We start from the raw sequence: 26,359 nt of genomic DNA, 5'->3' as shown, positions 1-26,359 counted from the left end.
AACATGTTTACAATGCCTTGCTTGTAGGTACTGTTTGGGTCTGCATGGCAAGGATAAAAATGGAAAACGTAAAGTATTATCTGGGTATCGCATCTCAAAAATACAACTCGCAGCAGAAACACGGCGAGGATTGTAAGGCGTTAGTTGTTTACGCCATTAATAAGCTAGCAAGAGAGGCTGCTTACCGATATTTCGGAGACTTTTCAGGCTGGCCAGTCATAAACTATAATGCATTTTTTTCAGGTAATGAAATTTCTAGGCCAATCAGGCCGGATATTTTTATTTTTGATGTGAGTAATTTCGTTAATGAGTATGATGCTCTATTGCGGTCTTTTAATAAAAGGCCTGATCTTTGGAGTGGGGTTGAGAGAGCTAGAGCGAATGCAGTGGTTTATACCGCTGTAATGTCAGTAGCCTGTTGTTATGATTTATGGCAAAAAGGAAGTAGGAAAACGCCAGGAACTTTCTTCGAGGTTCTTATGGCAGCAATTTTGCAGGCCTTGCTGCCAGAGGAGCTTTTCTCAAAGCATATCCCTTTAGCTGAACTAGTGCATGATGAATCCGTAGATGTGGAAGACGATGCATTGCCAAGCAATGGGAAAGAGAATGCTTCTAGTGTATCTACTGACCTAGTAATTAAAAGCAGATACTCCCAGGCAAGCCTTGTAGTACCGTTAAAGATTACTACTCGTGAGAGGATTGTACAGCCTTTTGCTCATCAGCGGATATTAGATGCAGCCTTCGGGGCGAGTGCATATACTTCGTTTTTAGTCTGTATAAGCGAAACTCAGCAAGTTAAAAACAAAGCGAAAGTCAACCACATATGCGTTCCAGGGACGGTGAAGCTTTTCCAAAAGTATTTGGCTCCAGTAGGAGGGCTGTATTACTGCGATGTACCTCCTCGTTATAATACAGCCGATGTCTTAGAAGTGATTCCTGTAAAAACAGTGGGTGATTTCTTTGTTGATGCTTACCAATTTTTTGAATTTCATAAGAGTTCAAGCTGATTAATTTCAGCTTGATGTTCTGCAGGAAACTGTTTTGCAGCTGAGCTAGGTATATCTCCTCCTAACAACAACCTAGCTACAGCCTGTCCTGCGGCTTTGGCAACCGGTGGGGGGACCGCGTTGCCTATTTGAAGCCTTATATCATGCCTTGTCCCGAAAAATCTAAAATCTTCGGGGAACCCTTGCAACATTGCCCCCTCCCTGAGAGTTATCGCGCGGTTCTGTTCAGGATGGCCATAGCGTCCCCTAGTGAAGCTGTCAAACCCGGCAGTAATAGTCGGGCACTGCTTCTCCCACTCAAGCCGGCCATATACATCAGGCCAGCCACCAGATTTTACATCCACTACTTGATGGCAAGGCAGTCTTAGCTCCATAGGAATGTCCTGCCAGCCGCCGCCCGGTGGCACATGGGAAAAGCGCTCTTCATTTATTTTTGATATTTTACACTTTATATGGTTCGGGTAATTTGGATGCTCGGAATAGTCTTCAGGAGGAGGTGGAAGGTGTCCTATGATATCCTTGACATTTTTAGCCTTGGTTGTCATCTCAAGAGCAGGCACACCTTTTCCTTCATTTCGGTCTATACCGATCATAATGAATCGGCCACGCTTTTGAGCCAATCCAAATTCTGAAGAACAGACAAAAAAGGTGTAAATCCGGTATGAGGAAAGCTCTTCTCGTATTTCTTCAATAAGATCCGCTCCCCGCTTTTGGCCGAATATTTCCACGTTCTCGAATATAAAAGCGCGCGCATCAGTTTCTTTAACTAAACGAGCATACTCTAGGACAAGCCTGTTTCTTTCGTCATCTAGTAGATGAGCTCCCCGCCGCTGTTTAGAAAATCCTTGGCAAGGCGGGCCACCGCTGAACAAATCTAAGCGGCCAGATACTCCTGCTTCCTTAAGTAAATAACTTCCTGTAACTTCTTTAGCATCAAGGGCTAAACAGTGTGAGGAAAAGTTGCTATTGTAAGTTTCAACAGCAGCTAGGTTGATGTCAAAGGCTAATCTTACATCGAAACCAGCTTGCTTTAAGCCTAGCGACATGCCTCCGGCACCAGAGAAGGCTTCAATGCAGGTAAGGCCGTTGTTAACAGGGGTCTCAGCCATATTTGATTCTGCCTAAATAATATTCCGCTTGGCTGAACCGGTATCAATACTGGCCAGCAGTATGTCTGATGATATGGAACCTTGGGAGGGTTGCATATGCCTAAATGTTTGAGCTGGTTATCTTTTCTATATGGCCCGCCCAAACCTGCACCGCTTCCAACGCTTCCGTGTCGTAATTGTGCCATAGATAGTGCACTGCTGTGACGTCGTTGGCACTGGCCGCATGGCCGAGTGCCCGCTTTATGACCTCTGATCGGACGCCCAGCATGGCTAGCCCGCTGGCAAGGGTGCGGCGCAGGTCATGTAGCCGCCAGTCGGGTACCGATTCCCCCAGCTCCTCGCCCATGTATTCATCCAGCCGGGTCTTGGCCTTGCTCCACCCGGAGATCGGCGAGCGCCCGTTGGTGGTGAAAACGTAATCCCCGAGCGCTGGCATGCTTGCCACTATGTCCTTGGCGGTCGCGGAGAGGGGCACCTTGAAGTCCCGCCCACCCTTCATACGCGAGGCGGGTAGCTTGGCAAAGTCCCCGTCTAGCTCGTCCCAGCGCAGGTAGGAAGCCTCGTCGCGCCGGACCCCGGTAAGCAGCAGGACACGGGTGCAGGCTCCGAAGGGGCCGCCCAGCCGCTCGGTGGCTTTCCACAGTGCCACTATCTCGGCCTCGCTCAGAACGCGGCTTCTGGGCTGGGCCTTGTGACGAGGGGCTGTGCCTACGACCGGGTTGACCTCCACGATCTCCCGCTCCAGCAGCCACTTAAACATCTTGGAGAGGAAGGCACGGAGGTGGTGGGCCTGCCCCGGTGTCTTGGCTGCCACCTTATCCAGCAGGTCCACAATATCGCGGCGGCGTATCTCTTTAACGGGCCGGTCGCCGAAGGCGGGGATGGCGAAGCGCTCAAAGCAGCTGTCGATCTTCTTCCAGGTCTTGAGGTTGGGCTTGCAGTACTTCTCTACAAAATCACGAGCGCAGGCATCAAAGCCGTTGCGCGTCCTCTCGCGCTCCTTCTCCTTCTTGTCCTCGACCGGGTCCTCGCCTCGCTGGACGCTGGCTCTGGCATCGCGGGCTCGCTCGCGGGCCAGCTTCAGAGAGACGCCGGGGTACTGGCCGAGGGTGAGGCGGCGCGACTTGTTATTCTTGCGATAGGTGAAAGACCAGCTTCTCACGCCAGAGGCGGTGATGCGCAGGGTTAGGCCCGGCACCTCGGCATCGTATACTTCCTTTCGGCCTGAGTCGGGAGGGGGTAGCTTGCTGACGGCGGCGGCGGTTAGCCGTGTTCTTGCCATGTCCTTAACCTCTGTCTCGGGGGAGCGTGTGGGGGAGACATCCACCGGGCTATTGGGGGAGACCCGATGATAGTTAAGGATAGGTGTTTTGGGGTGAAAACTCACTATAATCAGTATCTTACGTAAACCCACTGATAGCGGGTGAGAGCTAGCGGGAGCGCTACGGTCCGTACTCATAATCCCTTGGTCGTAGGTTCAAGTCCTACTGGGCCCACCATAAAATCAATGGTTTACCTTCCCTTCTGCCCCTTGGCTCCGCTGTATTTCTCCCCCGGTGTCAACATTGTGTCAACCGACATCTGCGGGCCAAATCTGACCGCTTCTGTCAGGTGATCAGGTGACATATGAGCGTAGCGCATGGTCATCTGGATCGACTGGTGCCCGAGAATCTTCTGTAACGTCAACAGATTGCCGCCGTTCATCATGAAGTGGCTAGCAAAAGTATGCCGCAGCACATGCGTGCGTTGCCCCTTGGGCAGTTCGATGCCCGTCCGGTTCAGTGCATTGGTAAACGCCTGGTAGGCATCGTGGGGAAAGAGCCTGCCGATCCGACGGCCATGAGCCTTGAGACGACGGTAAAGCTCGGGCGAAATGGGTATGGAGCGGCTGCGCCCGTTCTTGGTCCCGATGTAGGAGACTCGACCGTCCCGAACATTCTCGCTTCGCAGGGTCTGGGCTTCACTCCAACGGGCCCCGGTCGCCAGACATAACGTGGCGATAAGCAACACGTCAGGGTTTCGGGATTCCTGGAGCTCTGCAAATAGCATGTCGATCTGTTCCTGGGTGAGATAAGCCAGCTCGCGTTCAGGCAACCGGATAGCCTTGACGGTGGCGAAGGGGTTATCGCCCTTCCACTCCCCCATGCGAATCGCCAGGTTGAAAACAGCGCGTAGGTAAGCGATGTCATGGTTGGCCGTATTGGGTGAAATGCCCTGGTCAATGCGCGTCTGGCGAAAGCGAGCCACATCGGCAGGCCGTATCGTTATCGCTACGGGGTTGCCCATCAATGCTGTCAGTTGGAACAGCTTCTTGAGCCGGGCTTTGCCATCCTTGAGCGTGGTGCCATGCATGTCGTACCACAGCTGCACGAGATCCAGCAGGCGACGCCGATCCCGCTTGGGTGGCGTGTACTCCTCCCCCATGGCAACCGTCGCTGTCACCTTGGCTTCAAATCGCTTGGCCTCGGCCTGGGTCTTGAAGGTCTTGCGATAGCGCTTGAACCCTCGCCCACCAGGTTGAATATCAACCTGCCAGCCTGTCTTTACCCGCCTTATTGCCATCGCTTATGCGGCCCTGCCTAACAATCGTCGTTCTATGAGCTTCTGACCTATCAGCTTTCGGAAGGCATCGGCGCCGATGCCTCGGTGTCGGAAGTATTCGGCGATCTGGTCCCAGACGCCGCAGTGGTGCATGCCCCGGATGGCCTGGGCGACGGTGAAGCCTTGGCGGGCATAGAGCGAGATGAGATTCCCCACGACCAGGGCGACGTTTTTCTCGTTGCCGATCCCGGCCGCTTTGCGCTTGCGCTTGTAGAGGAAGTGCGGAGGCTGGGCGAGGAAGCGCGGGTCCTCCTGGAAGAGTTGCCATGCGGCGTCGATCAGGTTCCTGGTGTGGTCGAGTCGGTGGCTTTGCAGCGCGGAGCGCCAGATACCGGTGAGGTGTGGCACGACGTCGAGGAAGCGCTTGAAGCCGTGGTTCATGTCGAGTTCTTCGCCGGTGTCGGGGTTGCAGGGTACGCCCTGGGCGAACTCGCGGAGCACGGACTGGTGAAAGCGCATCTCGATACGCCAGACGTCCAAGTCGGGATCATAGGCGCTGGACAGAGGCTCGTCGTCGGCGGCTTCCTGCCAGATGCCTTCCCAGAAATGGATCTTGTCGACGGCGTGGGCCTGCTTGGTCTTGTTGTAGATACAGGCCTGGAGCGCACCGGCCTTGCCGAACATCATGGTTTCCCCACGCCCATAGGTGGCGGCGATGCTGGAGAGATCGAATTCCATGTCGTCGATACCGTCGATGCGCATGACCTTCTTCGAACGCGTGACGAAGCGCTCCATGAAGTCCTTGGGCGGTTCCCAGCCCTGCACGTCCAGGGCGAGATGAATGGCACAGCCGATGGGTTCGCACTCGTCGAGCAGTTGGGCGGCAATGCAGTCCAGGAAGCGTTGCGTCTCTTCGCTGCCCCGTTCGTGGATGAAGTGGGGCGAGAGTTCGATTTTGACGTGGGTGCCGATGCCGTCGAGCTTGGCGTGACGCGCCCCGAGGAAGATGATGACGCCGAGTTCGTTGTTCTGCAGGCGGTAGCGAAAGCCTGAGCCAGTGGCCCCGGCACCCACGGCCCAGAGCGTGTCAAAGAGTCTCAGCGTGGCGCCCCGGCCTTCGTGATAGGTACTGATGATGCACTCGAACAGGGACATGATCGGCTGGCCGCGGTAGAGCTGACGGATGGTGTCGATGCCGGCATGCAGCAGATTGATGCGCGAGAGTTCGCGCTGCCCTTTGGGACTGATAAACAGTCGGCCGAATTCGTCCTGTTCACCCTTGGTAAGTGATTCCAGCGAGTAGCGTTCCCAACGGTTCATTTTTCCTAATCCTTCTAACGTGCTGTAACGAGCTTCTACGAAGGTGCGCTTTGCTAAGTTGCGAGACGTGTTACAGGGAGGGTCTCGCCACCTCCATGCCCACCATGACCAACGCGATCAGCGCAAAATGCAGCGGGTACCAGGCCAGCCAGAGTTGACGCGGCATGGCGGGCAGGCTCATGCGCGGGCGTAGGGTGTCCTGGGCGATCAGGACCAGGACGCCGGCGGTGGCCATGCTGACGAGGCTGTAGGCCGGGTGGGCGTTGATGACCAAGGTGAGCATCAGGAGCGGCGCGAGGGCGGCGAGCTGGCGCGGGTAGTGAAACGCCGCCATGAACGCCGGGACCAGCAGCAGGCCGAACTGTTCGTATTCGAACCATTGGCCGAGGAAGAACCAGACCAGGAGCGCGGCGCCGGTGTAGAACGCTCGAGAGGTGCGCGACGACAGGCCCAGGTAGACGGCCGCCGCGAGCAGGCTGATGCCCAGGGTAAAGCAGACGTTGAGCTGGAACGGCAGATCGCTGGCGTGGCGGACGTAGGCGTAAGGAAGCTGAGCGATCAGGCCGATCAACAGCACGCGGACGGCATAGCGGTACGGGTTGCGGGTGTTGAAGCAGGCGTGCCAGGCGACCATCCCGGCGAACAGCGGAAAGGCGATGCGCCCGACCAGGATGGCCCAGAACTCGACGTGCCCGGCATCGGGAATCAACCAGCGGACGATGTGCTCGGCGGTCATGGTGATCAGGGCGAGCCATTGGCCCCAGCTGATCCAGTGGTTGCGGACGGTCATGAGGCGGCTCCTTGCGTGGGCAGAACGGTGGCTTGCAGCAGGACGTAGAGCTTGCGGTGATCGTGGCCGGTCGAGGTGTTGCGGAACAGGCGGCCGATCCACGGGAGCGAGGAAACGCCGGGGACGCTGGAGGTCTGTTCGCTGGTTTCGTCGCTGACGAGCCCGCCCAGGAGGAGGGTCTGGCCGGACTGGATCTGGACGGTGGTGGTGATCGAGCGCTGGTTGGTGATGATGTCGGAGGCCTCCAGGGAGTCGCTGAGGCTGTCGGCCTGGGTCCTGACGTCCATGATCACCAGTCCCGAGGTGGTGACCACCGGAGTGACGGCGAGGCTGACCCCGACATCGCGGCGCTCGATGGTCTGGAACGGGTTGTCGACGCTGGCCGCTTCGCCAGTGACGCGCCCGGTGACGAAGGGCACGTTCTGGCCCACGGAGATACGCCCGGCCTGCCCGGAGAGCGTGAGGATCTGCGGGGTGGAGAGGACCTTGGCCTGGGAGTCGCGCTGGAGTGCGTTGATGGCCAGCGCCAGGACGTTGCCGTCGAAGATGCCGAAGGACCCGCCGGGGACCGAGAGCGTGGTGCCGAGGTTGTTGGTGTTGAAGCCCCCGGCCAGTTTGCTGCCGGAGGCTGAGCCGAGCGCGACGCCGAGGTCGAAACTGTCGCCCTGGGTGGTTTCGAAGAGGATGGCGCGGATCAGTACCTGGGGATGGATGACGTCGAACTGCGGTAGCAGCCGCTCGAGATCGTCGAGACGTTCCTCGGGCCCGTTGACCAGGAGCGCATTGGCGGCATTGAGCACCTGGGCTTGCGAGGCGGTGACGCTGCCGGGGGTGGAGCGTGCCAGGAAGGCGGTGACCAGGGGCGCGAGATCGGCGGCGCGCAGGTGGGCCACCGGCAGGACGCGAGAGGCGACCGGTTCGGTGGGCACGTCGACTTCTTGGAGGAAATCGTTTTGCGGGTGCGCCGGGACGAGAGTCGGCGGGTTGCCGGGCACGATCGCGTAGCCGTGGGCGTGCATGACGCCTTCGAAGAACTCGGGCAACTGGGCGTCGCTGACGTCGGGGGCGTAGACGGTCAGGGTGCCGTCGACGGCGGGATCGATGGCCAGCGCGGTGTCAGTCTTCTCGGCATACCAGCGCACGAAGTCGCGCACATCGGCGTGCTGGAGTTCGATAGGCTCGGCGTAAGACATTGCCGACAACACGGCGAAGACAATGCCGACAGTCAGTTGGCTAGCAGGTGAGGTCCACATGGTCGGTTCCCTGTTCAAGGCGGAGCTGGCAGGCACCCATCGGGACGAGGCGGAAGCCTTGGCGTTCCAGGTCGTCACTGGTGAGGGGCCGGTTGTCGCGGTCCAGGAGGCGGTAGGTAATGGCGTCACCCAGGCGGGCGTAGCCGGTGATGTGGTAGTGCGTGAAGGCCGAGAGATCCTGTTGGGGCTGCGGTGAGGCGGGTTCGGTGGATCGGGCGTTGACCTCGTCGACGACCAGAACGGAAACCGTCAGGAAGATGCCGAGCAGGAAGGAGGCGAGGCCGACCAGGGGCCGGTTGAAGCGCTTCCAGACGATACGGGTCATTCTCATGTAGTACCTCGCGTTGTGCGGAACGCGGAACCTGCCGTGGGTGTACCAGGGCGGCAGTTGGCTGTAGGTGCCGTGGGGGTAGTGGTCGGAGAAGGCCTGCTTGGTGTCGTAGGCCGGATACAGGCGGCGCCCGGTATAGGTCCAGCGTTCGACGATGATCGAGGTGGGCGAATCGCCGTATTTGACGATGCCCAGGTGGACCTTGGGCATGGGGATCTTGCCCCCGGCGAACATCGACCAGAGCGCACCGATGAAAGGCAGCGAGAGACGGTCCAGGCGGCGGCAGTAGACGACATGCTCGGCCAGCGCGACGCGGGCCTGCTTGTCCATGATCGAGAGATCCTGGATGAGGAAGATGATGTCCCAGCCGAGTTTACGGGCGTGCAGGAACCAGTTGATGACGTCCTGGCGGGACTTGTCGTTCCAGCTGCGGGCGTTGAACCAGGTGCCGCACTCGTCGAGCACCAGCAGGCCGTTCCTGTTCTCGTCGTAGGACTCGGTACCCCGCCCTATCGCTTCCAGATCGTCGAGGGTGGGCTTGTCGGGGATGCGGTGGAAGCGAGTCTGCCGGGCCTTCTCGCCGATGAGCTTGTCGAGGCGAATGTCGAGGTTAGTGGCGACCTTGCAGCCGCGGTTGAGCTTGTCCTTGATCTTGCCCACCGCGACCAGGGTCTTGCCGGCGCCGAGCTTGCCGGTGACGACGTAGACGGCCATTAGAAGTCACTCAGGAACAGGGAAATCAGGCGGCTGGACACGGCGAAGGTAAAGACCAGCAGCTTGGCGGTGATGATGGCTGACAGGCACAGGATAAAGTTGCCCGGCAGGATGCGAGAGATGCCGTCCTCGAGCATGGGCGGCAGCACCAGGTTGAAGCTTTCCAATGCCTCCTGAACGCCCTGACCGATCACGCCGATGATGATCAGCAATGCGCCGACCTTGATCATGAACAGGGCCAGGCGAACCGAAAGCTTGATGCTGAAAATCCAGACGTGGGCAAGGAAGGAGCCCTCGGCAACCGCCGAGACCAGGGCCGCCCAGATACCTGCCGCTGCTGCTACCGGGATCATTGCGTGTCTCCTTTAGTGAGGCCGGGCCGAAAACATCGAGGACAGCACCACCCAGATGGTGAACACGCCGAGAATCCAGGCCAGCGCCGAGCGGATCAGTTCGAAGATGCGGCATTCGATGGTGAAGGAGTACGGCTTGCCCGGCGCGAAGACCAGCGGGGAACAGCTGGGCTCGGGGATCATGGGGAAGTACTGGCCGAAGTAGCCGCCCATCCGGTCGTACCAGGTCTGAAACTCGGAGCCGGAGCCGTCGATCAGGCCGGTGAGTTCGCCCTCGGTTTCCTGGAGCTTCGAGAGCATGTCGGCTTCATGATCGGCCTGGCTGCCGAACTTGGCGTCGTAGTCCGCCTGGGAGGGGGCACCGTCGGCAAACTGCTGGATATTGCCGTCCTGGTTCTCGGTGAGCTTGTCGACCAGGCCGTCGAAGCCGGTCTTCATTGCCGATTTGAGGGAGTTGATGGCGTTGACGATATCGCCGCTGCCGGAGTCTTCCGAGCCGGTCGGGGCATCATCCTCGCCCCAGTCGATACTGCCTCCACCACTGGAACCGCCGCCACTGGAGCCTCCCCCGGTGGAACCGCCATCGTTATCCCCACCGGAAGAGCCGCCATTATTGCCGCCGGTATCACCGCCCGTATCACCACCCGTATCACCGCCCGTACCACCGTCAGACGAGCCGCCCGGATCAAAATAAGAAACGTTACCACTATCTATTTCAGACTGATCAACCTCATATGTAACGCCATCAACCGTCATACAACTAGCCTGGCAATCTGGCGATTCAGTTAAATAATCCGGAATAGTTACATCTACCGTCGAAAAAGTGCCATCAGCATCACCAGGAGATGGCATAACATTACCCGTAGACACCGCACTCCATTCGCCAAAAACCTCTCCATCTCCGGTAATAACAGATACACCAGTCGTATATGCTACACACGCCCCCAAATTTGCTACACGATCACCCTCCGATGATATAACCGTATTTTTATACGATCCAACACCGCCATATACTGACTGGCATTGTTCATCTGTATAAGGGCGACCAAACATGACGTCATCCGGCTCCACAACTGAAGGATCTTTAAATGCCTCATCCTCCTGCTCAGCCGTACATTCATCCCAACTACTGCCGGACCACGCAGTACAATGTCCGCGATATACATTACAATAATAAGCAACACCATCGGGAACAGACATGGACGGATCAGGGACAGAATAAGCCTTAATTTTAGACGGAGAACTCAAAGACCCGGGAGAGGCAGTACTATAAGACAAAGCTTTAGCATAGCATAAACTCATATAATCAGGGCTGCCACCAATGCCATAGCGTTTATATTGCGTTGTTTTAGTCCATACAATACCAGCAGACGCAAAAGAGGAATAAAATGCAAAAAATAAAAGAGCCAATAATAATCCCAGCTTAAAAAATCGAACAGACATTATTATTAACCCTCAATATTTAAGATTAAAAAAGGGGCCAACTTGTGGCCCCCGGTGTGCCGTGAGGCCGATCAGCTGGCCTTGTGGGCGAACTTCTTGAACAGGCCGATGGCGAGCAGCGAGCCGACGATGGCGGTGACCACCGGCCAGGCGCTGGAGGCCATGTCGGCGGCCTGGCTTTGCAGTTCGTCGAAGGCTTGTTGGGCGGCGGAGGTTTCGGTGCCGGAGGCGAACGCGGAGCCGGCGGATACGAAGGCCAGTGTGCCGAGGGCGGTGGCTTTGGTCCGAGTGTTGGCTGCCAGGGCGCGAGTCTTGGCAATGGAGGACTTGAGTTGGGTTGCGATGGTCATATCGAGACTTCCATAAAGCGCTTGAAGGCAAGCATGGATTTTCCCCACACCCAACCGAGGGCGTAGGCGGTCATGAGGGTGCCGATGATTTGCGGGACTTCCATCATCGCTGGCCCCCTTTTATTGCGCCGAGCCCGAAGACGGCGACGAGCCCGATGCAATAAATCAGGAGCCATAGGCTGTTGAACTGTTCAGGGTCCAGGGCCATGGCTCGCAATTCCTGTTAGCTGGCTTTGGCTTCGGCTTTGGCGGGGGTGCCGGAGCCGTGGGTGGGTTTGCGCACGGCGATGGCGTGCATGGTCATCTTGCCCTGGGTGACGCGCATCTCGGCGTCGATCTCGAGGTTGCAGGGCATGTGCGGGGCGTGGGGCCGCAGTTGGTCGAGAATCTCGTAGGGCGCGGAGATGGTCATGACTTCATAGCCGACGCGGTTGTCGTTGCTGCCGTCGGCTTCGTTCATGAGGGTGAGCTTGGCGCCCTTGACGCCGTTGTCCATGGAGTAGCGCATGGCGCCGATGACGCGGGCGGTGATGGTGTTGATCATGGTCGTGTCTTCCTTCGTTAGCGTGTGTGCTGGGCTGCTTGGGTTTGGCAGTGGTGAGCGAGCACGGCGAGCTCTAGGGGGTCGGATGACTCGGGGTAGAGCATCCGGGTGAGGTGTTCGGCCTGGGCGTAGAGGAGCGCGGCGCTGCCGTAGTCGCGGCCTTGGAGACACCGGCAGGCCCGCTCCCTCAAGGCTCGGGGTTCCGGGCAGGCGTGTCCCTGCCCTACCCGTGCGCCCATCTGTCGGCCCGCACGGCAGTCGACGCCGACCCCGCCGTCAACCGTCGCTGCGCGAGGTGTGACGGCGGGGCCGTCGCCGACTCGGGGAGCCGTGCGACCGATGGGCGACGGGTGACGGGCAGGCACAAACATCTTTCAGCCCTCCGAGCCGGGTCGCGGGGTGGCGTGGGCAGCCTCGGGGAGTGCGGAGAGGTCGCCGCGCTCCAGGCGGGCGAGGCCGTCCTGGAAGAGGCATTCGCCGAGGGCCGAGGGGGTCAGGCGGTGCGTGCCGGCCTGGACCAGGAACCGGGAGTGGTCGTCCTGTTCCAGGAACACGCGAACGGGCTGCTTTTTGCTGTTCGACAAGGTCATTGGGTGTTCCTCGTGGGGGTGGTCTGGGGGCGCTGCGCATCCAGGAGTGGACGCGTAAGCGCGCGGGAATAAAAAGCGACCCCGGTGGCTGTCGGGAACGAGGTGTGGGGCACCACGGGGGCCGAATCGCTGGGAACTCGGGGGGAGGCGTCAGCGTAAACGGGGGCAACGATAGAAACGGCAGCGGGCGCGCCAGCCGGGATGGCGGCGTGAGGCGTGGCGCTGTTGCAGGTGGTACGTACCCGGGCGGTGGTGTCATCCAGGGAGTCGGTCACGGTACGGAAGGTGATCATGCCCAGTCCTCCGCGCCGAGGCATTCCGCCGTGAGCAGTGCGACATTGACGAGACGACGGCGGCCAATCTTGAAAATCGGCAAATTGCCCTGCTGGAGCTGCCCCCGGACGGTGTCGGGAGAGAGGCCGGAAAGCTCGGCGAATCGCTCGACGGTCATGAGTGGCACGATGGCCGGGACCTGGGGCGAACTGCTCGTTTCCATGTCGTACCTGCTCGCTGTAGCACGTTGTGGTAATGTCACCAAAATGTGGGAAGTGACACGTTTTGTGTTATGGCTAAGGTAATCATGAATGATCACACTCATTGGTGAGTATAATCATGGATGATCATGCGTCAATAGCAATTGGCGAAAAAATCCGTGCCTTGAGAGACGCCGAAGGAATGGGACGTCAGGAGTTCAGCGACGTCACCGGCATACCCAAGAACACTTTAATTAGGCTTGAACAGGGCAAGAATGCCCCTTCAGGCAAGGTTCTGTTACAAGTCACGAACGCATTTACTAAGTACACGTTGTGGCTAATGACCGACCAAATCAACGAAGAAGCTGGGCAGATCAGTCCGGAAATAGAGAAGGCACGCAAAGACTTTAAGCCAACGGGAACGGATACCGACTAGCCAGGCGGATTGCGGATAGTTGGTATAGGGGTGGGTGTTAATAATTATATTAGATATAAGTAATAACAGATTATTGCAGGGGAAAGCATGAACGAACTACTTTCGCTGAGTAAAGCATTCTTGGTCGCGGGCCTTGGTATATTAGCAGGGGGTTGGTTAAGCCTCTGGCTAGGAGTAGGTACCAAGCGGTTTTATAAAACAAGAATGGCACTATGTATCACCATCATGTTGTCTATGATATTTTTCATGATTAAGACGAATGTCTTCCTAGCTTTTCTTATAGCCCAACAAAATCCATTCATAGGATTTTTTATCATCACTGCCGTAACTTACAGTGCAATCTTCGTTTTTTTGGAACCAATAGAAAAGGCTTTCAATAGGCGCATCAACAATCTTTTTGACGTAAATTATAAAGGAAACGCAAAAACAGTTGGTACAGAGCTACGGCGTGATTGGGAAGACCTCAAGAAAGGCTGGCAAGAAGGAAATGAAAAACAAGAGCCAACCGTAAAGGAAAGCCTGACAGCGAAAGAGGATGACTTATATGAGACTTCTAAATCCACGCACAACAAGGATAGCGATAGAAACTACTCCGAGGACCTGATGGACCTGGGCGATGCCTACATCGGCAAAACGCATCTCATGTCCCCTACCGAGCGTGATGTCTACAAGGTTCTGGAGCGAGGCTATGGCGACCGCTACCACATCTTCTGCCAAGTCCGTGTCGTCGATCTGATCCAGCCGAATACCCAGAAGTACCACCGGAGAAGCAAGGAATTTGCTTCGCTGTTCAGGCAACTGTCCCAGTGGCACTTCGATTATGTTCTATGCGAGAAGGATGATTTCCGTATTTTCTGCGCCTTGGAGCTGGACGACCCCAGCCATAAGCGGGCTGATCGGATGAAGCGGGACAGGATTCTTGATCAAGCTTGTGAGGTGGCGGGGATCAGGCTGGAAAGGATGAAAATAAATCATGCCGACAAAAAAATAGAAGTCGCGCCAAAAAGAAAACAGCTATATAAAGCTTATAACTCTTCATTCTAACATTAAAAAGAGACGTATATCAGCAATGAGTATTGCGAAAATTCACATAGCTTTTTATCCATTGTCAGTCGTGTCTGGAGTAGCATTAGGAATAGCCAATTTAAATTATGAATTCATCCAACCAAGCTCAACAGCAATAATTTCAGGCACTATAATAGCCTCCTTATTCACTTATATGTCAAGCGCTACAAACAGAGAGCTACACTTTAGAAATGAAAGGGCAACTTTAAAAGAAAGCTTCAAAAGCTCTATTTTAGAATACATATCCTTATCAAAGGAAATAACAGGTGGCGCAATTTTGCTAGAACAAGACAAGAAAACAATGCATAGCATAAACCAGAAATATAAAGAGATAAAAACATCATATGAAAAAATATTCAATAGCGTACAGGAAGTTAACTTAAAGGCTCCAGACAATCCAAAATCTAATGTTTTTATGCAATTATTCCAGATAAAATCATCTGAGTATGAATATCTTTCAAAGGAACATGATAGACATGTAATGAACGTAGATAAAAAGATATCATCATTGTATCTATCTTTTATAAAATTAAGCACCTCGTTTAACCAAATGGTTGTAAAATGGAACGATTACGAAAAATTCAATCCATCAAAAGAATCTCAAAAGAAACTAGAAGAACTAGAAAAAAGGATCAACACAATACGTGAAGATTTCGAAAACATAAGAGGGAAAATACTTAATGATAAAGACAGCATAGACATAGAAACACTCAATGAAAAATTCGGTTGCAACTCAGAATACGAACTATTCGTTGATCTGTTTAGCAACGAACAAAAAAGCTTGGAGCAGGAGTCTATTGAATATAGAAATGACAAGTTATTTTCATACTCAGTAATACTTCTAGTTACTGCCTTCGTTATTTCGACAAATATAAGAATTTAACCATCATTACTATAAATTTAATACCCCACTACGTTGTTATTAAAAAATAAAATATCAAGTAAATATTCTGATGCGATCTCCGGCCTGTCGACAAATGTCAACATCTTCATGCCATTGCGAGCCGCAATGGCATGCTCCCCTCCCCTAGTCAACTGATTTTGCTACCAATGTGCCAAAGCGAGCGTCTTTAGACGGCCCTCATAATCCCTTGGTCGTAGGTTCAAGTCCTACTGGGCCCACCATCTCGCTGCAGAGCTTCAACGTGGAAAATCGCTACACAAGCGTGTTGTGAAGCGATTTCCTTTAATCATTGGGGCAAAGATTCAATAAAACGGCGGTGTCCTTAAGCTATTCCGTAGCCTTAAAATACGTCCCACTCTTCTTTGGCTGTTTTGTCTTGCACAGCCACACTCCTGGAAGCGGTTGGCTTGGACAGGTGACGCGTCGAGGCAACTGATTGCGTTTTCTGGGCTATTTCACCCCGAACGGCGGCGTCAATGATCTTGAAGGTGGATATCAGTCCAGCCAGATGCTTGGCCTGGTCCTCGAGAGAAGCGGCGGCGGCACTTGCTTGCTGTACCAACGAGGCGTTCTGCTGGGTCACGGAATCCATCTGTGTCAGAGCGACATTGACCTGTTCGATCCCGCTGTTCTGCTCACGTGTCGCTAAAGAAATTTCCTTCATCAAGTCGGACACCTGACGAATCGAGTCTACGGTCTGATTCATCGTTTGCCCACTACGTTCGGCCTGCTCTGCGCCCTTGATGATCTGGGTGGTCGTCGACTCTATCATCACACGAATTTCCTTGGCGGATTCCGCGCTACGACTCGCCAATGAACGAACCTCACTGGCAACCACGGCAAAACCACGGCCATGCTCACCTGCACGTGCCGCTTCTACAGACGCATTCAACGCCAGAATGTTGGTCTGGAAAGCGATCGAGTCGATGACGCCCACGATTTCATTGATCTTGTGAGAGCTTTGGGCAATCTCCTTCATTAGCTCGACGGTAATGTCTACCTCTTTCCCGCCTGCCTCAGCCGCCTCCGAGGCACTGGCGGACAGGCGGTCGGCCTCGACCGCAGCATGGGTATTCTGGCGTACGGTGGACGCCATTTGTTCCATGCTGGATGCCGTTTCCTGAAGGGCTGCAGCCTGCTCTTCAGTACGTGTCGATAGATCCTGATTGCCAGTGGCGATCTCCCCTGCGCCAGTGAAGACACTCTCACTGCTGAGACGCAGAGAACGAACCAGTTCGCTGAGCTTGTCCTGCATTTCTCTCAAGGCACCAAGCAACAGAGCGATTTCATCGTCACCCTGATGTTCGATCCTTGATGTGAGGTCGCCTTCAGCGACGCGCTGGGCCACCTCCACCGCACGGTGCAACGGGCGCACGATACTACGAGTGATAACGTAAGCCAGCAGCGCTGCAAAGGTTAATGCAATACCTGCGAAGGCGATTAAAGCCCAGAATACAACATCATACTGTTGGTTTATGCTCTCTTTAGCTAATACCACCCTCGCCGACACTGCTGCTTCGATATTATCGGCGAGTTCCTCCAAGCGATAAATCTCCTGCTTGTATTCGCCAAAGGCTTTATTAGCATTGGCAGTATCAGAAAGATCACCATTCAGGATTCTTTTATAAACTTCATCGAAACCACTAATGTAACCTTGAAGGGCATCCTCTGCTTCACGATACAATCCTTTTATTTCTTCCGAATCCGCTAGACCCTGCCCCTCCTTCAAAGCGACTCCAAGATCGCTCTGGGCATTGCTCCATTTTTTGTAATACGAGGCCACTTTATCCAAGTCATTGATATTAATAAAAATATCTTTTTCATAGCGTCTTTGCTGCAAAGCAATCTGTTGAACTTGTGCAGCGTTGGAATCCAGGGCGATGTCCCTTTCAAAAGTAACGTTCGCTGTGCTCTTTATTGAATCCAGCCCCAACAATCCCGCACCAAAGACACCTAAAAGCAACAATGACATGATACCGAAGGAAACACCAAGCCTGGTTCCTATTCTGATTCGATTCAGCATGCTGATTACCACTTGAGAGAGGAAGAATTCCCTCTATTATCGGCTCCCTCCCTCAATACTTAAGCGTGATATCTCTGCAATAAATCTTAATAATCCATAGGCAAAGTGTGTCTCTCGGGTCCTACCGCCCTCCCCTTCATGTACTGCCACCAAGACTCCCATGATCATTCACCCGGCCCCCCTGGAAATCGAGATCAGGCAAACGCCAGCTGCCGAGTTGAAAGGCGCGAAGCGCAACTTTCAATCAAGCTTCGCTAATGTTAGGTTTCGATAACGCCTCGAAGCCAACCGATAGGCAATGGTGCCTGCGTACGGCTGCCCGCTCTCCTCGGTCTTTACGGAGTCTCAGGTGAACTACTACAGAACCAATGCCGTCTACGAGACGTTGATGCAGACACGCGAGCATTCGTTCGTCTGGGTTTCGGGTAACGCCTGGATACTGGTATACGCCGACGCGGCCGGGGTACCTCGGCTGCTGGTAATGGCCTACGGGGCCTCCTGGAGCCGGCAGGAACGAGTCATTACGGCGTTTGGTACGCTTGCCGAAGCGGCCCGGTTACCGCATGTCCTGGTCGGCTTCGATGACAGGGTGCCGGTCATCGACAGCGTTTCGATAAGCACCATGAACGTTCCACCCGTGACGATCGGTCTGGACAGGTTGAAGGCGATTTATCAGCGCTTCGGGCTCCCCGTCACCGCCGGGGCCTGCGGCAAGAGCGTCAACGATGCCACCAGCAGCGCTTATCACAAGTGGCAGAGGGAGAACCTGGGTGCCATCAAGGTCAGCGATATCGACCTGCTCAGACTCGGCGAAGACGGTACGCCAACGGAGATCATCGAACTCAAGCGCTCTTACATACCGCTCGAGAAATGGGCGCCCTACCGGGCGGACTATGCCAATTTCAATCTGCTCTGTGCCGTCAGCCATACCACTGGGTGGCATTTCACTATCGCATACAACCTGCGGCAAACGAGACCGCGGTTCCATGACGATGCGTCTCGCCTGTCGCTGTTCCGGTATTGGAATCACGATACCCCCCAACGACTGGGTATCGTGGATTTCCAAGCGTTCGTGAACGGCCACTATACTGTCCTTCAGACATGATCGCAGAGAGCCCTTTCATTTCCCGGCAAGCTCATCGAGAGGGCTTGTCAGTTTGAAATCGACGCCCAAGGCCTCGAAATGCGCTTGGGCACATGCCGCCTTGCGCTGTAAGTCGTCACGTTCAGAGCCAAGCCGGGCCTCCCTGACGAGATAGCGAATCGTCTCGCCCTCCTCGACGACGAGCGCCCAGTCGGGCGTGTAGTCGCCCAGCGGGGTCGGGATCCTGAACCAGTGCGGCAGCCGGCAGAAAAACTTCACGCGATCGTCGGCGTCCAGCGTTGCAGCAATGGCCCGCTCCGCCTCGGAGTCGCAAATGATGGCATCATGGAGGCTACGATCGTCCTGACGTTGTACCTGGTACAGGCGGTCGCAGTACTCCTCCACCGTCTTCTCCTCGAACAGGCGCATCTCGTAGCGTTGTCCGGCTATCGCTTCGTATCTGATACCCGCCACGCCCAGCTCTTGCATCGCGCGATGGATTTGTCTGGCGGCTTCGGTCATGAACAGCTGCGGATTGCGCGCAAAGTCCCCCAGCCGTCCGCAAGCCTTGAGAATCGCCACCAGACTCGCCCGCGTCAGCTCGGTCTCGCGCTGCAGGAACCTGAGTATGTCAGGCAAGGGCCGGGCGTTGTCGACAGTGTAGGCATGCCGGGACACCACCTCGCGCCCCGCGACTCCGGCGGCGTTAATCTTCACGTCTCGTCGGGTCATCTCGATCGTCACGGGCGGGATCGCGGCCATCCGGTTGATTCTCTGCGCAGCATCGGCGACGAGCTCAGCCGTATCGAACGCAAGAAGATAGCGCGTTTTTTGGCCGATTCGCTCCCATAACGCCTTGAATTGGGGATTCAGCGCCACACGCTCGTTGTAGCGCACGCTTCTGCGCTGCCGGGCATCCTTGACGAACGGCCGGGGCTGGAACTGCTGCAAGCGGGTGGCAACGGCAGTCTCCAGCGTCTCGAACTCATCGGGAAGCGTCAGCCCGAGGTCGCGCGCGGCAGGGAGTGTCAGGATCTGCCCGGCCGAATCGAGCACGCCCACCTCCTGCAGATGCATCCAGAGCCTGCGGGACTGTTCCGGCGAGAGGCGGCCTGCACCGGATTTGTCGGCCAGGGAGGTGAAAGCCAATGGCGGAACACATCCGAACTTGAAGCGTCCGCTGGGATCGATGGCACGCTCGATGTCAGCCTGCAGGCCGCTGGCGAAGTCCCGGAAGGGCTCGTTGGCAATCACCGTCAGACGGTTGACCTGGGCATCGTGGACACGCTTGCCCATCTGATCGACAGGCAGACGCAGCCCGCGTCCGATCGTCTGGCGACGCTCACGCTCAGTGCCGGTTTCACGCAGGGTACAGATCTGGAAGACGTTCGGATTGTCCCACCCTTCGCGTAACGCAGAGTGACTGAAGATGAAGCGCAGAGGCTCCTCAGGCGACAGCAGCCGCGCCTTGTCCTGCATGATCAGCCGGTAGGTGTCGTCGTCCTTCGCCGTCCGCCCGCTGGTGTCCAGCAGCGCTGTCGGCCGGCCCTTGCGACGATCGACGGAAAAGTAACCGTCGTGCACCTCTGCGGCACGGTGGGGAATCACGTCCCGATAGTCCGGCTGGGCGGCGATCTCCTCATAGAGCTGCTCGAACCACTGCGCCAGCTTGCCCTTGAGGGCCTTGCCACTCCCGTCGTAGTACCGATAGTCGCTGACCCGATCGATGAAGAACAGCGACAGCACCTTGATACCTCGGGTCCTGAGCGCCTTCTCCTTGGCGAAGTGACACTCGAGAGTCGCCCGAAGCTGGCTTTTCATGCGCTCCTCGAGCACGCCGCCGCTCTCCCGGTGCAGCCTGACGATCTCGCCGTTGGCGAACTCGACATACTCGTTGCCGGGTTCAGCGCTGATGTCGGTGACCAAGAAGCCGGCGTAGTCCGGCCGATCGGTATACCGTGTCAGATCGGCTCCCCGCGTGAGCGTCACCTGGCGAGTGCGCGGCCCATCCGGGGTGTTGGCATAGAGCGTGACCTTGCTCCGGGGGACTCTGTCACGTCCGACATGCCCCACCCAGTCCAGGCGTACCAGAGTACGGTTGTAGTCGTGCGAATCGCCGATAGCCACCACCTCGATCTGCTTGACCAGGCCGAGGTCGTAGGCACGCACCGGGCCGAGCCGATACAGCAGATGGTAAGGCCGCACATGCGTGGCCGAGTAGCGCAGGCAGAACAGAGGATTCAAGCCGGCAATGGCAGCCCGAGACCTGGTCGTGGTGTCGACGCTTTGCGGTTCGTCGATGACGACGACCGGACGTGTGCTCCGTACGAGATCGATCGGCTTGAGGCCGGCTAGAGTGTCCTGCTCACGGTGAATCACGTTGGCCGCTGTTTCCGTCTCCTTCTGAAAGGATTGGATGTTGATCACCATGATCTGCAGGGTGTTGCTGGCAGCGAAGCGCCGGACCCGGCTCAGGTCGTTCGACTGATAGACGAAGCTGTCGGAGGCGACGTTCTCGTACAGCCCTCCGAGATGCTCGCGCATGAGGCGCAGGGTGCTCAGCACCCCCTCGCGGATCGCCACCGAGGGCACGACGATGATGAACTTGCGCAGGCCATAGCGTCGGTTGAGTTCGAAAAGGGTACGAAGATAGACGTAGGTCTTGCCCGTACCCGTCTCCATCTCTATCGAGAAGTTGGGGAAGGAGTAGTCGGGTTCCGCGTCCTGTAGCGCAGGCGACAGGGGCACATCATGACGGGCCTGAACACGATGCAGGTTGGCGAACAGTGCCGACGGCGCCAGCAGTGAGGGGTTGGCGATCCCCAGCGTCGTGTGAGCGGTTTCCGGCGACGCAGGCATACCCTCGAAGAGATTGGTCACCGCGCGGATCGCCTCGTGCTGATAGTCCAGCTCGGCATCGAATTGCAGCTTCAACGTCCCGCTCCTCTAGACCGTGCGGAAAAGGATCCGCCGCGCGGCAAATCCCCGTGCGGCATTCGCCTTGAACGCATCGTCGCCGGAAAACGCCGCGTCCAGGCAGAGGAACTGCGCCGGAGCCGCTTTCGCCACCGCCTCGATCAGCATCGGCGTCACCTGCCGGGACAGGCAAATAAGCCACTCCCCTCGGGCAACGCAATAGACCGGCAGCCCGGCCATGTTGCGCAACTCGATCGACTCGGTGAGCGCAACGCCGGCCTTGAGCAGGATCTCGCAGAGCAATTCCTCCGACGAGGCATGGGGATCGACGTGGTCGACGTGCAGCTCGAGCTGTTCGATCAGCGCCTCGGGCGACGTTCGGGCATCAGGCGCCTGCCAGGACCGGAAGTTCGATGCCGCTAGGGTATACACGCGAAATCCCGCGGCCACCCCGCCCTGCTGCGGATATCCGGCAATGACCCGGCGCAGGCGCTCCTTGGCGATTTCCGCAATGTTCTCCGCCATCCCCTGCTCGCGACAGAAGCGTACGCCCGCCTTCTGCTCCGCTCGCGAGGCGTCGAGCTTTTCAGGCAACTGCACGAGGATGAACTCGACGGCATGCCCCGCCTGCTGCAGTTCGAGGCAGGCATGCCCCACGGTCGCGGAGCCGGCAAAGAAATCGAGGACCAGCCCCTCGCCGCCAGTGAAATGGGCGATCAGCGACGTGACCAGCGCGACCGGCTTGGGGTTGTCGAACGGGATGCCGAGTCGCCTCAGCAGGGCATCGTCGCTGCCGCCGAAGGGAAGCACCGACGGCACGTTCTCCAGCATGTTGTCTTTCAGGTAGTACTTGCGCTCGGGCTGCCTGGTCTCGTCTTCGCCGAAGACGATCATGCCGGCCTCGAGAAGCGCCGCCATCCTGGCCGGAGGATTGCGCCAGCCACGGGCGGGAACCGGGCAGGCCTTGCGCGTGACGGGATGGATCAGCGGCGCGAAGTATTCGTCCGGCGCGGTTTTCTTGTTCGGCCAGGCCATGGACACGGTACGGTAGATCTCTCCCTGCTCATCGAGATGGCGATATGCCGCCTCGCCCCCCGAAACGTCCTGTCTGGCAAGCCACTCCCGATAGTCCCGGCGAGCATCGTCCAGGGTATAGGCGCGTGCAAAGTCGCTGGCGTCAAGCGCCAGACCGTACTTGCGAATCACCTCCTCCAGGTCCGTGGGCACCAGCGTCGTGCCCACTTTCTGCATCAGTTGGGCCGCCTTGGCCATCATGCGCTCGGCATTGGCCTTGGGCCGCTTGAGCGGGCGCGCCTCCCGCAGCGCCGTGCGATCCTTGGCATAGGCCAGCAGCCGTTCGTGCTGGCTGGCAATGCGCGTCGAATCCCCCTTGGGATTGCGCTTGTCCCAGATGATTTCGCCCAGATCATTCTCCGCCCCGAACAGTTCGTTCATGACCAGGCGCAGATTGTCCGCCTCGTGTTCATCGATGTGGATCAGGATCACGCCATCGTCCGCCAGCAGATTCCGCGCCAGATAGAGCCGTGGATAGATCATGCTGAGCCAGCGGCTATGATAACGGCCGTCCTGCTCGTTCGCGGTGGTGAAGTGACGGCCCTGGGCATCCGTCTGCCCCGTGTAGGCGAGATATGCCTGAAGCGGCTCGGCGAAGCGATCGGCATAGATAAAATCGCCGGCCGTGTTGTATGGCGGGTCGATATGGATCAGCTTCACCTTGGCGTGATAAGGCTTCTGCAGCAGCTTCAGCACTTCCAGATTATCGCCTTCGAGAAACAGGTTACGCGAGGCGTCGAAGGCCACCGATGCTTCGCGCTGAGGCTTGAGTGTGGCATGACTGGGCATCTGGGCGAGCCTGAGCGCCTCGCGCTTGCCCGGCCACTCGAGCCCGTAACGCTCGCGGCGTGCCTCGAAAGATTCGGTGAAAGTGCCCAGCTCGGCCTTCAGCTTGTCGAAATCGAGACTCTCGACCGGCTCGCCGCGTGAATCCTGCGTCTCGGTGAACACGCCGGGAAACAGCGATCTGAGCTTCTCCCGCCCGTTCGCCCCGATGTCGAGGGAGGTGGTGAGTCGTTGGGGATGATGATCAGGCATGGCGTCACTTCATTGGCTTGAGGCTGCGCATCGCGTGCTTTCGGGAACGCGAAAGGCCGATTGGCGACTCATTGTACTATTTCCTGCCTGCGGTTCAGAAATCCCTCCCCGGTTCGTCTTCCTTGTCAGCAAGGCTGCAAATAACAACGATTTGCATTAAAAACAAGCTCATTCAAGGAAACCCTTCGCGATGTACCGAAAGATCCAGTACCGAAAGACCCATGCTGCTCTCACCGGTGTCACCGTCTACGCCGGTCTGTCGCTGACGGCTGTCTGGGGCCAGGCCGATGTCCAACAGCACGATGTCCGACAAAACGATGCCGTCACCCTGGCCCCCGTGACGGTGACCGGCCAGGCCGCCACCAAGACCGAAACGCCCTTCATCGAGACGCCCCAGGCAATCTCCGTCATCGATCGCGAGGATATCGAAGAGAAAGGCGCGCAGAGCGTACAACGTGCCGCCAATTACACGCCCGGCGTCTTCACCAATCAGATCGGCGCCTCAAATCGTTACGACTATCTGGTACTGCGCGGCTTCTCCGACGGCAGTATCAACAATACCTTCCTCGATGGACTCAAGCTGATGGGCGACAGCGGTTCCTACAGCTCAATGGTCATCGATCCGTATTTTCTGGAGAGCATCGAAGTGGTCAAGGGGCCGGCCTCGGTCCTCTACGGCCGCGCATCGCCGGGCGGACTGGTGGCCCTGAACAGCAAGCGCCCTGAATTCGAGAACAGTGGCGAGGTGCGTTTCATGGCCGGCAATCGCGACCAGCGCAGTGCCGCTTTCGACCTTACCGGCCCGCTCGGCGACGAAAGCCGGGTCGCCTATCGCCTGGTGGGCCTGGCCAGCGCCGCCGACACCCAGTTCGGTCCGGTCGAGGAGGAACGCTACGCCATTGCGCCGTCGATTACGTGGGATGTGACCGATGCCACCAGCGTGACCTTCCTCGCCTACCTGCAACACGAACCGGAGGGCGGCTATCATTCCGGCCTGCCGTATGAAGGAACCATCGAGAGCCGGGCAGGACGCCATATTTCCAATACCTTCTTCGAGGGCGAGGAGGACTACGAAAAGTTCGAACGTACCCAGCGCATGGTCGGCTACGATCTCGAGCATCGTTTCAGCGACAGCTGGACCGGCCGTCAGAAGTTGCGCTATCTGGACGCCGATGTCGAGATGAACCAGGTCTATGCATACGGCTGGGCCACCGATACCGAGCTCTACCGTTATTACTCGGGCGGCGACGAGTCCCTGCAGGCCTGGACGCTGGACAACCAGCTCGAGGCGCACCTGCGGAGCGGCTTCATCGAGCACACCGTGCTGCTGGGGGCCGACTACCAGGAGCGCGAGAACGACGTCGCCTGGCCCTCCGGCGCCTTCCCCACGCTCGATGCCTTCGACCCGCAGTATGGCGCCGAGCCTACGGCTCTGTACCCGGCCACCCGGGAGCGGCGCGAGCTGAAGCAGACCGGGATCTATCTTCAGGATCAGTTGGCCCTGGGGAACTGGCGTCTATCGCTGGGCGCACGTCACGACTGGGTCGACATCGAAAACACCGACCGTGACAGTGGCAACGCCAGCGAGCTGGATGACACCCAGTTCAGCGGACGCGCCGGGCTGCTCTATCTGTTCGACAACGGTGTCGCCCCCTACGTCAGCTACTCGACATCCTTTGCACCCAATGCCACCACGGATCAGCACGGTGACCTACTCGCGCCCACCGAAGGGAAGCAGATCGAGACCGGTCTCAAGTACCAGCCGCTCGGCACGCGTGATCAATACACGGTTTCGCTGTTTCACATCACTCAGGAGAACGTCTCGACCAAGGACCCCAACGAGAGTTTCTATCGCGCCGTGGGCGAGATCGAATCCCAGGGCATCGAGCTGGAGGCGCATACCCAGCTCACCGACAATCTTCGCCTCCAGGCCGGTTACAGCTATACCGACGTGACCTATCAGGAAACGGAGGACGACACCGAAGGCAACACCGCCAATCAGGTGCCTCGCCACCAGCTTTCGCTATGGGGCGACTATGCCGTGACTCGCGGCGCGCTGGCCGGTCTCGGTGCGGGGCTCGGTGTACGCTATTACGCCGACATCTATGCCGATGAAGAGAACACCGAAAAGGTACCCGACTACACGCTGGTCGACGCCATGCTTCGTTACGATCTCGGCCAGTTGGGCCTGCAAGGTGTCTCGGCTCGCCTCAACGTCACCAACCTGCTCGACAAGGAGTATGTCGCCTCCTGCTACGACCTCAACTACTGCTATTTCGGTGAGGAGCGCAGCGTTCGCGCCACGCTGAGCTATCGCTTCTAGTTTCGATCTGCCGGCATGCTCAGGGCATGCCGGCAGTCAGAATACAACACGCCACCAATTGATAATGCGTATCATTTTATGCATGATGAGAGGTCTGTTCGTTTACGCCTTGCTGAGACGTCATGACCGCCCAACCGCTCGATCAGCTCTTTCATCGGCACTCGCGTGAACTCACCGGTTATCTAGCCCGTCGACTCGGCTCCCCCGATCTTGCCGACGACCTATGTCACGAGGTCTATCTTCGCTTGTGCCGGACGACACCGCGCATACCGCTGCACAATCCCCGGGCTTACCTGTTTCGCATTACCCGCAACCTGCTGATCGACTACCAGCGACATTCCCGCACCCAGCCGCTCATGCTGCCCCTCGACGCCCCCGAGCTGTTGCTGGAAAGCGCCTCGAGCTGCCCCGAAACGGCCACCCGCCATGCCCAGTGCCGACAATGGATGCGGGACATGCTGGAGCGGCTCCCGACACGCCAGCGCCAGGCGCTGATCTGGCATCGCCTGGAGGGGCTTACCCAACGCGAGATCGGCCAGCGCCTGGGGGTTTCCGAGCGCATGGCGGGGCGCTACGTTCAACAGGCGCTGCAGCACTGTCGGGCCCATCTGGGTGAAACCTCATTTTGACAACCGCAGGGCATGGATTACGATTGCGCCCGGTCATTCCTCCTTCGGA

At 57.3% G+C, this 26,359-nt stretch carries 24 protein-coding genes; 7 read left to right on the top strand and 17 right to left on the bottom strand.

The genetic code is table 11. The annotated features are described in order from the left end of the window. Window positions 1-59 precede the first annotated feature (59 nt). Window positions 60-1,007, top strand: a complete 948-nt coding sequence (locus tag ACYQ12_RS05335) for a hypothetical protein (RefSeq protein WP_459868776.1) — start codon at window positions 60-62, stop codon at window positions 1,005-1,007. On the opposite strand, the gene ACYQ12_RS05330 is transcribed toward ACYQ12_RS05335, so the two are convergent. From ACYQ12_RS05330 to ACYQ12_RS05265, 14 genes are all read right to left on the bottom strand, one after another. Then, on the bottom strand, window positions 989-2,116 hold the full coding sequence (locus ACYQ12_RS05330) for a DNA cytosine methyltransferase (RefSeq protein WP_459868773.1): 1,128 nt from the start codon (window positions 2,114-2,116) through the stop codon (window positions 989-991). The two genes, ACYQ12_RS05335 and ACYQ12_RS05330, sit on opposite strands and share 19 nt — an antisense overlap. Before the next feature lie 100 nt (window positions 2,117-2,216). Further along, window positions 2,217-3,398 (bottom strand): tyrosine-type recombinase/integrase, encoded by a 1,182-nt coding sequence (locus ACYQ12_RS05325; RefSeq protein WP_459868770.1) that lies wholly within the window; start codon window positions 3,396-3,398, stop codon window positions 2,217-2,219. A 230-nt stretch (window positions 3,399-3,628) separates the two neighbouring features. Further along, a complete protein-coding gene (locus ACYQ12_RS05320) occupies window positions 3,629-4,678 on the bottom strand; it encodes a phage integrase (protein WP_459868767.1) in 1,050 nt (349 codons plus the stop codon). Between the two features lie 3 nt (window positions 4,679-4,681). Next, window positions 4,682-5,977 (bottom strand): hypothetical protein, encoded by a 1,296-nt coding sequence (locus tag ACYQ12_RS05315; protein WP_459868764.1) that lies wholly within the window; start codon window positions 5,975-5,977, stop codon window positions 4,682-4,684. Between the two features lie 70 nt (window positions 5,978-6,047). Beyond that, a complete protein-coding gene (locus ACYQ12_RS05310; RefSeq protein ID WP_459868761.1) occupies window positions 6,048-6,767 on the bottom strand; it encodes a TraX family protein in 720 nt (239 codons plus the stop codon). After that, a complete protein-coding gene (locus ACYQ12_RS05305) occupies window positions 6,764-8,020 on the bottom strand; it encodes a secretin N-terminal domain-containing protein (RefSeq protein WP_459868759.1) in 1,257 nt (418 codons plus the stop codon). The genes ACYQ12_RS05310 and ACYQ12_RS05305 overlap by 4 nt, the downstream gene beginning before the upstream one ends. Then, a complete protein-coding gene (locus ACYQ12_RS05300; protein WP_459868756.1) occupies window positions 8,001-9,065 on the bottom strand; it encodes a zonular occludens toxin domain-containing protein in 1,065 nt (354 codons plus the stop codon). The genes ACYQ12_RS05305 and ACYQ12_RS05300 overlap by 20 nt, the downstream gene beginning before the upstream one ends. Continuing rightward, window positions 9,065-9,418, bottom strand: coding sequence for a DUF5455 family protein (locus ACYQ12_RS05295; RefSeq protein ID WP_459868753.1), 354 nt, complete (start codon window positions 9,416-9,418; stop codon window positions 9,065-9,067). Before ACYQ12_RS05295 ends, ACYQ12_RS05300 begins: the two co-directional genes overlap by 1 nt. 12 nt (window positions 9,419-9,430) lie before the next feature. Continuing rightward, a complete protein-coding gene (locus ACYQ12_RS05290; RefSeq protein WP_459868750.1) occupies window positions 9,431-10,861 on the bottom strand; it encodes a hypothetical protein in 1,431 nt (476 codons plus the stop codon). Between the two features lie 71 nt (window positions 10,862-10,932). Further along, entirely contained in the window at window positions 10,933-11,211 is a 279-nt protein-coding gene (locus tag ACYQ12_RS05285) for a major coat protein (protein ID WP_459868747.1), read from the bottom strand. Window positions 11,212-11,314: 103 nt separating this feature from the next. Next, the gene (locus ACYQ12_RS05280; RefSeq protein ID WP_459868744.1) at window positions 11,315-11,419 is read right to left on the bottom strand and encodes a tail virion protein G7P-2; all 105 of its coding nucleotides are present in this window, start codon (window positions 11,417-11,419) and stop codon (window positions 11,315-11,317) included. A gap of 15 nt (window positions 11,420-11,434) precedes the next feature. Then, complete coding sequence (locus ACYQ12_RS05275) at window positions 11,435-11,755, bottom strand: hypothetical protein (RefSeq protein WP_459868741.1); 321 nt, start codon at window positions 11,753-11,755, stop codon at window positions 11,435-11,437. A gap of 374 nt (window positions 11,756-12,129) precedes the next feature. Then, window positions 12,130-12,345 carry a hypothetical protein gene (locus ACYQ12_RS05270; protein WP_459868738.1) on the bottom strand — a complete coding sequence of 72 codons (216 nt, stop codon included), beginning with the start codon at window positions 12,343-12,345 and terminating at the stop codon, window positions 12,130-12,132. Between the two features lie 289 nt (window positions 12,346-12,634). Next, on the bottom strand, window positions 12,635-12,841 hold the full coding sequence (locus ACYQ12_RS05265) for a helix-turn-helix domain-containing protein (RefSeq protein ID WP_459868735.1): 207 nt from the start codon (window positions 12,839-12,841) through the stop codon (window positions 12,635-12,637). A gap of 116 nt (window positions 12,842-12,957) precedes the next feature. On the opposite strand from ACYQ12_RS05265, the gene ACYQ12_RS05260 reads away from it, so the two are divergent. From ACYQ12_RS05260 to ACYQ12_RS05250, 3 genes are all read left to right on the top strand, one after another. Then, on the top strand, window positions 12,958-13,254 hold the full coding sequence (locus ACYQ12_RS05260; RefSeq protein ID WP_459868732.1) for a helix-turn-helix domain-containing protein: 297 nt from the start codon (window positions 12,958-12,960) through the stop codon (window positions 13,252-13,254). A gap of 87 nt (window positions 13,255-13,341) precedes the next feature. Next, window positions 13,342-14,298 (top strand): DUF2726 domain-containing protein, encoded by a 957-nt coding sequence (locus tag ACYQ12_RS05255; protein WP_459868729.1) that lies wholly within the window; start codon window positions 13,342-13,344, stop codon window positions 14,296-14,298. Window positions 14,299-14,323: 25 nt separating this feature from the next. Beyond that, window positions 14,324-15,202 (top strand): hypothetical protein, encoded by an 879-nt coding sequence (locus tag ACYQ12_RS05250; RefSeq protein ID WP_459868726.1) that lies wholly within the window; start codon window positions 14,324-14,326, stop codon window positions 15,200-15,202. A 361-nt stretch (window positions 15,203-15,563) separates the two neighbouring features. Here the strand turns inward: ACYQ12_RS05250 and ACYQ12_RS05245 are convergent, their stop codons facing one another. Further along, complete coding sequence (locus ACYQ12_RS05245) at window positions 15,564-17,246, bottom strand: methyl-accepting chemotaxis protein (protein WP_459868723.1); 1,683 nt, start codon at window positions 17,244-17,246, stop codon at window positions 15,564-15,566. Window positions 17,247-17,595: 349 nt separating this feature from the next. Between ACYQ12_RS05245 and ACYQ12_RS05240 the strand changes: the two genes are divergently transcribed. Further along, window positions 17,596-18,351 carry a hypothetical protein gene (locus ACYQ12_RS05240; RefSeq protein ID WP_459868720.1) on the top strand — a complete coding sequence of 252 codons (756 nt, stop codon included), beginning with the start codon at window positions 17,596-17,598 and terminating at the stop codon, window positions 18,349-18,351. 15 nt (window positions 18,352-18,366) lie between these two features. Here the strand turns inward: ACYQ12_RS05240 and ACYQ12_RS05235 are convergent, their stop codons facing one another. Further along, window positions 18,367-21,264 carry a restriction endonuclease gene (locus ACYQ12_RS05235; protein ID WP_459868717.1) on the bottom strand — a complete coding sequence of 966 codons (2,898 nt, stop codon included), beginning with the start codon at window positions 21,262-21,264 and terminating at the stop codon, window positions 18,367-18,369. A 12-nt stretch (window positions 21,265-21,276) separates the two neighbouring features. After that, window positions 21,277-23,358 carry a site-specific DNA-methyltransferase gene (locus tag ACYQ12_RS05230; protein ID WP_459868714.1) on the bottom strand — a complete coding sequence of 694 codons (2,082 nt, stop codon included), beginning with the start codon at window positions 23,356-23,358 and terminating at the stop codon, window positions 21,277-21,279. A 190-nt stretch (window positions 23,359-23,548) separates the two neighbouring features. Here ACYQ12_RS05230 and ACYQ12_RS05225 point away from each other — a divergent pair, with 190 nt between their 5' ends. Continuing rightward, window positions 23,549-25,681, top strand: coding sequence for a TonB-dependent siderophore receptor (locus ACYQ12_RS05225; protein WP_459868711.1), 2,133 nt, complete (start codon window positions 23,549-23,551; stop codon window positions 25,679-25,681). Between the two features lie 122 nt (window positions 25,682-25,803). Then, window positions 25,804-26,310: an RNA polymerase sigma factor gene (locus ACYQ12_RS05220; RefSeq protein ID WP_459868708.1), complete on the top strand. Its 507-nt coding sequence runs from the start codon at window positions 25,804-25,806 to the stop codon at window positions 26,308-26,310. The last annotated feature ends 49 nt before the right edge of the window (window positions 26,311-26,359 follow it).

The sequence above is a fragment of the Halomonas shantousis genome (genome assembly GCF_054654615.1).
Note: the sequence above shows the minus strand (reverse complement) of the source record. Positions and strands in the feature narration are given on the sequence as shown.

Coding starts and splice junctions, on each gene's coding strand:
- ACYQ12_RS05335 (WP_459868776.1), top strand. CDS start 60: ATGGAAAACGTAAAGTATTATCTGGGTATCGCATCTCAAAAATACAAC.
- ACYQ12_RS05330 (WP_459868773.1), bottom strand. CDS start 2,116: ATGGCTGAGACCCCTGTTAACAACGGCCTTACCTGCATTGAAGCCTTC.
- ACYQ12_RS05325 (WP_459868770.1), bottom strand. CDS start 3,398: ATGGCAAGAACACGGCTAACCGCCGCCGCCGTCAGCAAGCTACCCCCT.
- ACYQ12_RS05320 (WP_459868767.1), bottom strand. CDS start 4,678: ATGGCAATAAGGCGGGTAAAGACAGGCTGGCAGGTTGATATTCAACCT.
- ACYQ12_RS05315 (WP_459868764.1), bottom strand. CDS start 5,977: ATGAACCGTTGGGAACGCTACTCGCTGGAATCACTTACCAAGGGTGAA.
- ACYQ12_RS05310 (WP_459868761.1), bottom strand. CDS start 6,767: ATGACCGTCCGCAACCACTGGATCAGCTGGGGCCAATGGCTCGCCCTG.
- ACYQ12_RS05305 (WP_459868759.1), bottom strand. CDS start 8,020: ATGTGGACCTCACCTGCTAGCCAACTGACTGTCGGCATTGTCTTCGCC.
- ACYQ12_RS05300 (WP_459868756.1), bottom strand. CDS start 9,065: ATGGCCGTCTACGTCGTCACCGGCAAGCTCGGCGCCGGCAAGACCCTG.
- ACYQ12_RS05295 (WP_459868753.1), bottom strand. CDS start 9,418: ATGATCCCGGTAGCAGCAGCGGCAGGTATCTGGGCGGCCCTGGTCTCG.
- ACYQ12_RS05290 (WP_459868750.1), bottom strand. CDS start 10,861: ATGTCTGTTCGATTTTTTAAGCTGGGATTATTATTGGCTCTTTTATTT.
- ACYQ12_RS05285 (WP_459868747.1), bottom strand. CDS start 11,211: ATGACCATCGCAACCCAACTCAAGTCCTCCATTGCCAAGACTCGCGCC.
- ACYQ12_RS05280 (WP_459868744.1), bottom strand. CDS start 11,419: ATGGCCCTGGACCCTGAACAGTTCAACAGCCTATGGCTCCTGATTTAT.
- ACYQ12_RS05275 (WP_459868741.1), bottom strand. CDS start 11,755: ATGATCAACACCATCACCGCCCGCGTCATCGGCGCCATGCGCTACTCC.
- ACYQ12_RS05270 (WP_459868738.1), bottom strand. CDS start 12,345: ATGACCTTGTCGAACAGCAAAAAGCAGCCCGTTCGCGTGTTCCTGGAA.
- ACYQ12_RS05265 (WP_459868735.1), bottom strand. CDS start 12,841: ATGGAAACGAGCAGTTCGCCCCAGGTCCCGGCCATCGTGCCACTCATG.
- ACYQ12_RS05260 (WP_459868732.1), top strand. CDS start 12,958: ATGGATGATCATGCGTCAATAGCAATTGGCGAAAAAATCCGTGCCTTG.
- ACYQ12_RS05255 (WP_459868729.1), top strand. CDS start 13,342: ATGAACGAACTACTTTCGCTGAGTAAAGCATTCTTGGTCGCGGGCCTT.
- ACYQ12_RS05250 (WP_459868726.1), top strand. CDS start 14,324: ATGAGTATTGCGAAAATTCACATAGCTTTTTATCCATTGTCAGTCGTG.
- ACYQ12_RS05245 (WP_459868723.1), bottom strand. CDS start 17,246: ATGCTGAATCGAATCAGAATAGGAACCAGGCTTGGTGTTTCCTTCGGT.
- ACYQ12_RS05230 (WP_459868714.1), bottom strand. CDS start 23,358: ATGCCTGATCATCATCCCCAACGACTCACCACCTCCCTCGACATCGGG.
- ACYQ12_RS05225 (WP_459868711.1), top strand. CDS start 23,549: ATGTACCGAAAGATCCAGTACCGAAAGACCCATGCTGCTCTCACCGGT.
- ACYQ12_RS05220 (WP_459868708.1), top strand. CDS start 25,804: ATGACCGCCCAACCGCTCGATCAGCTCTTTCATCGGCACTCGCGTGAA.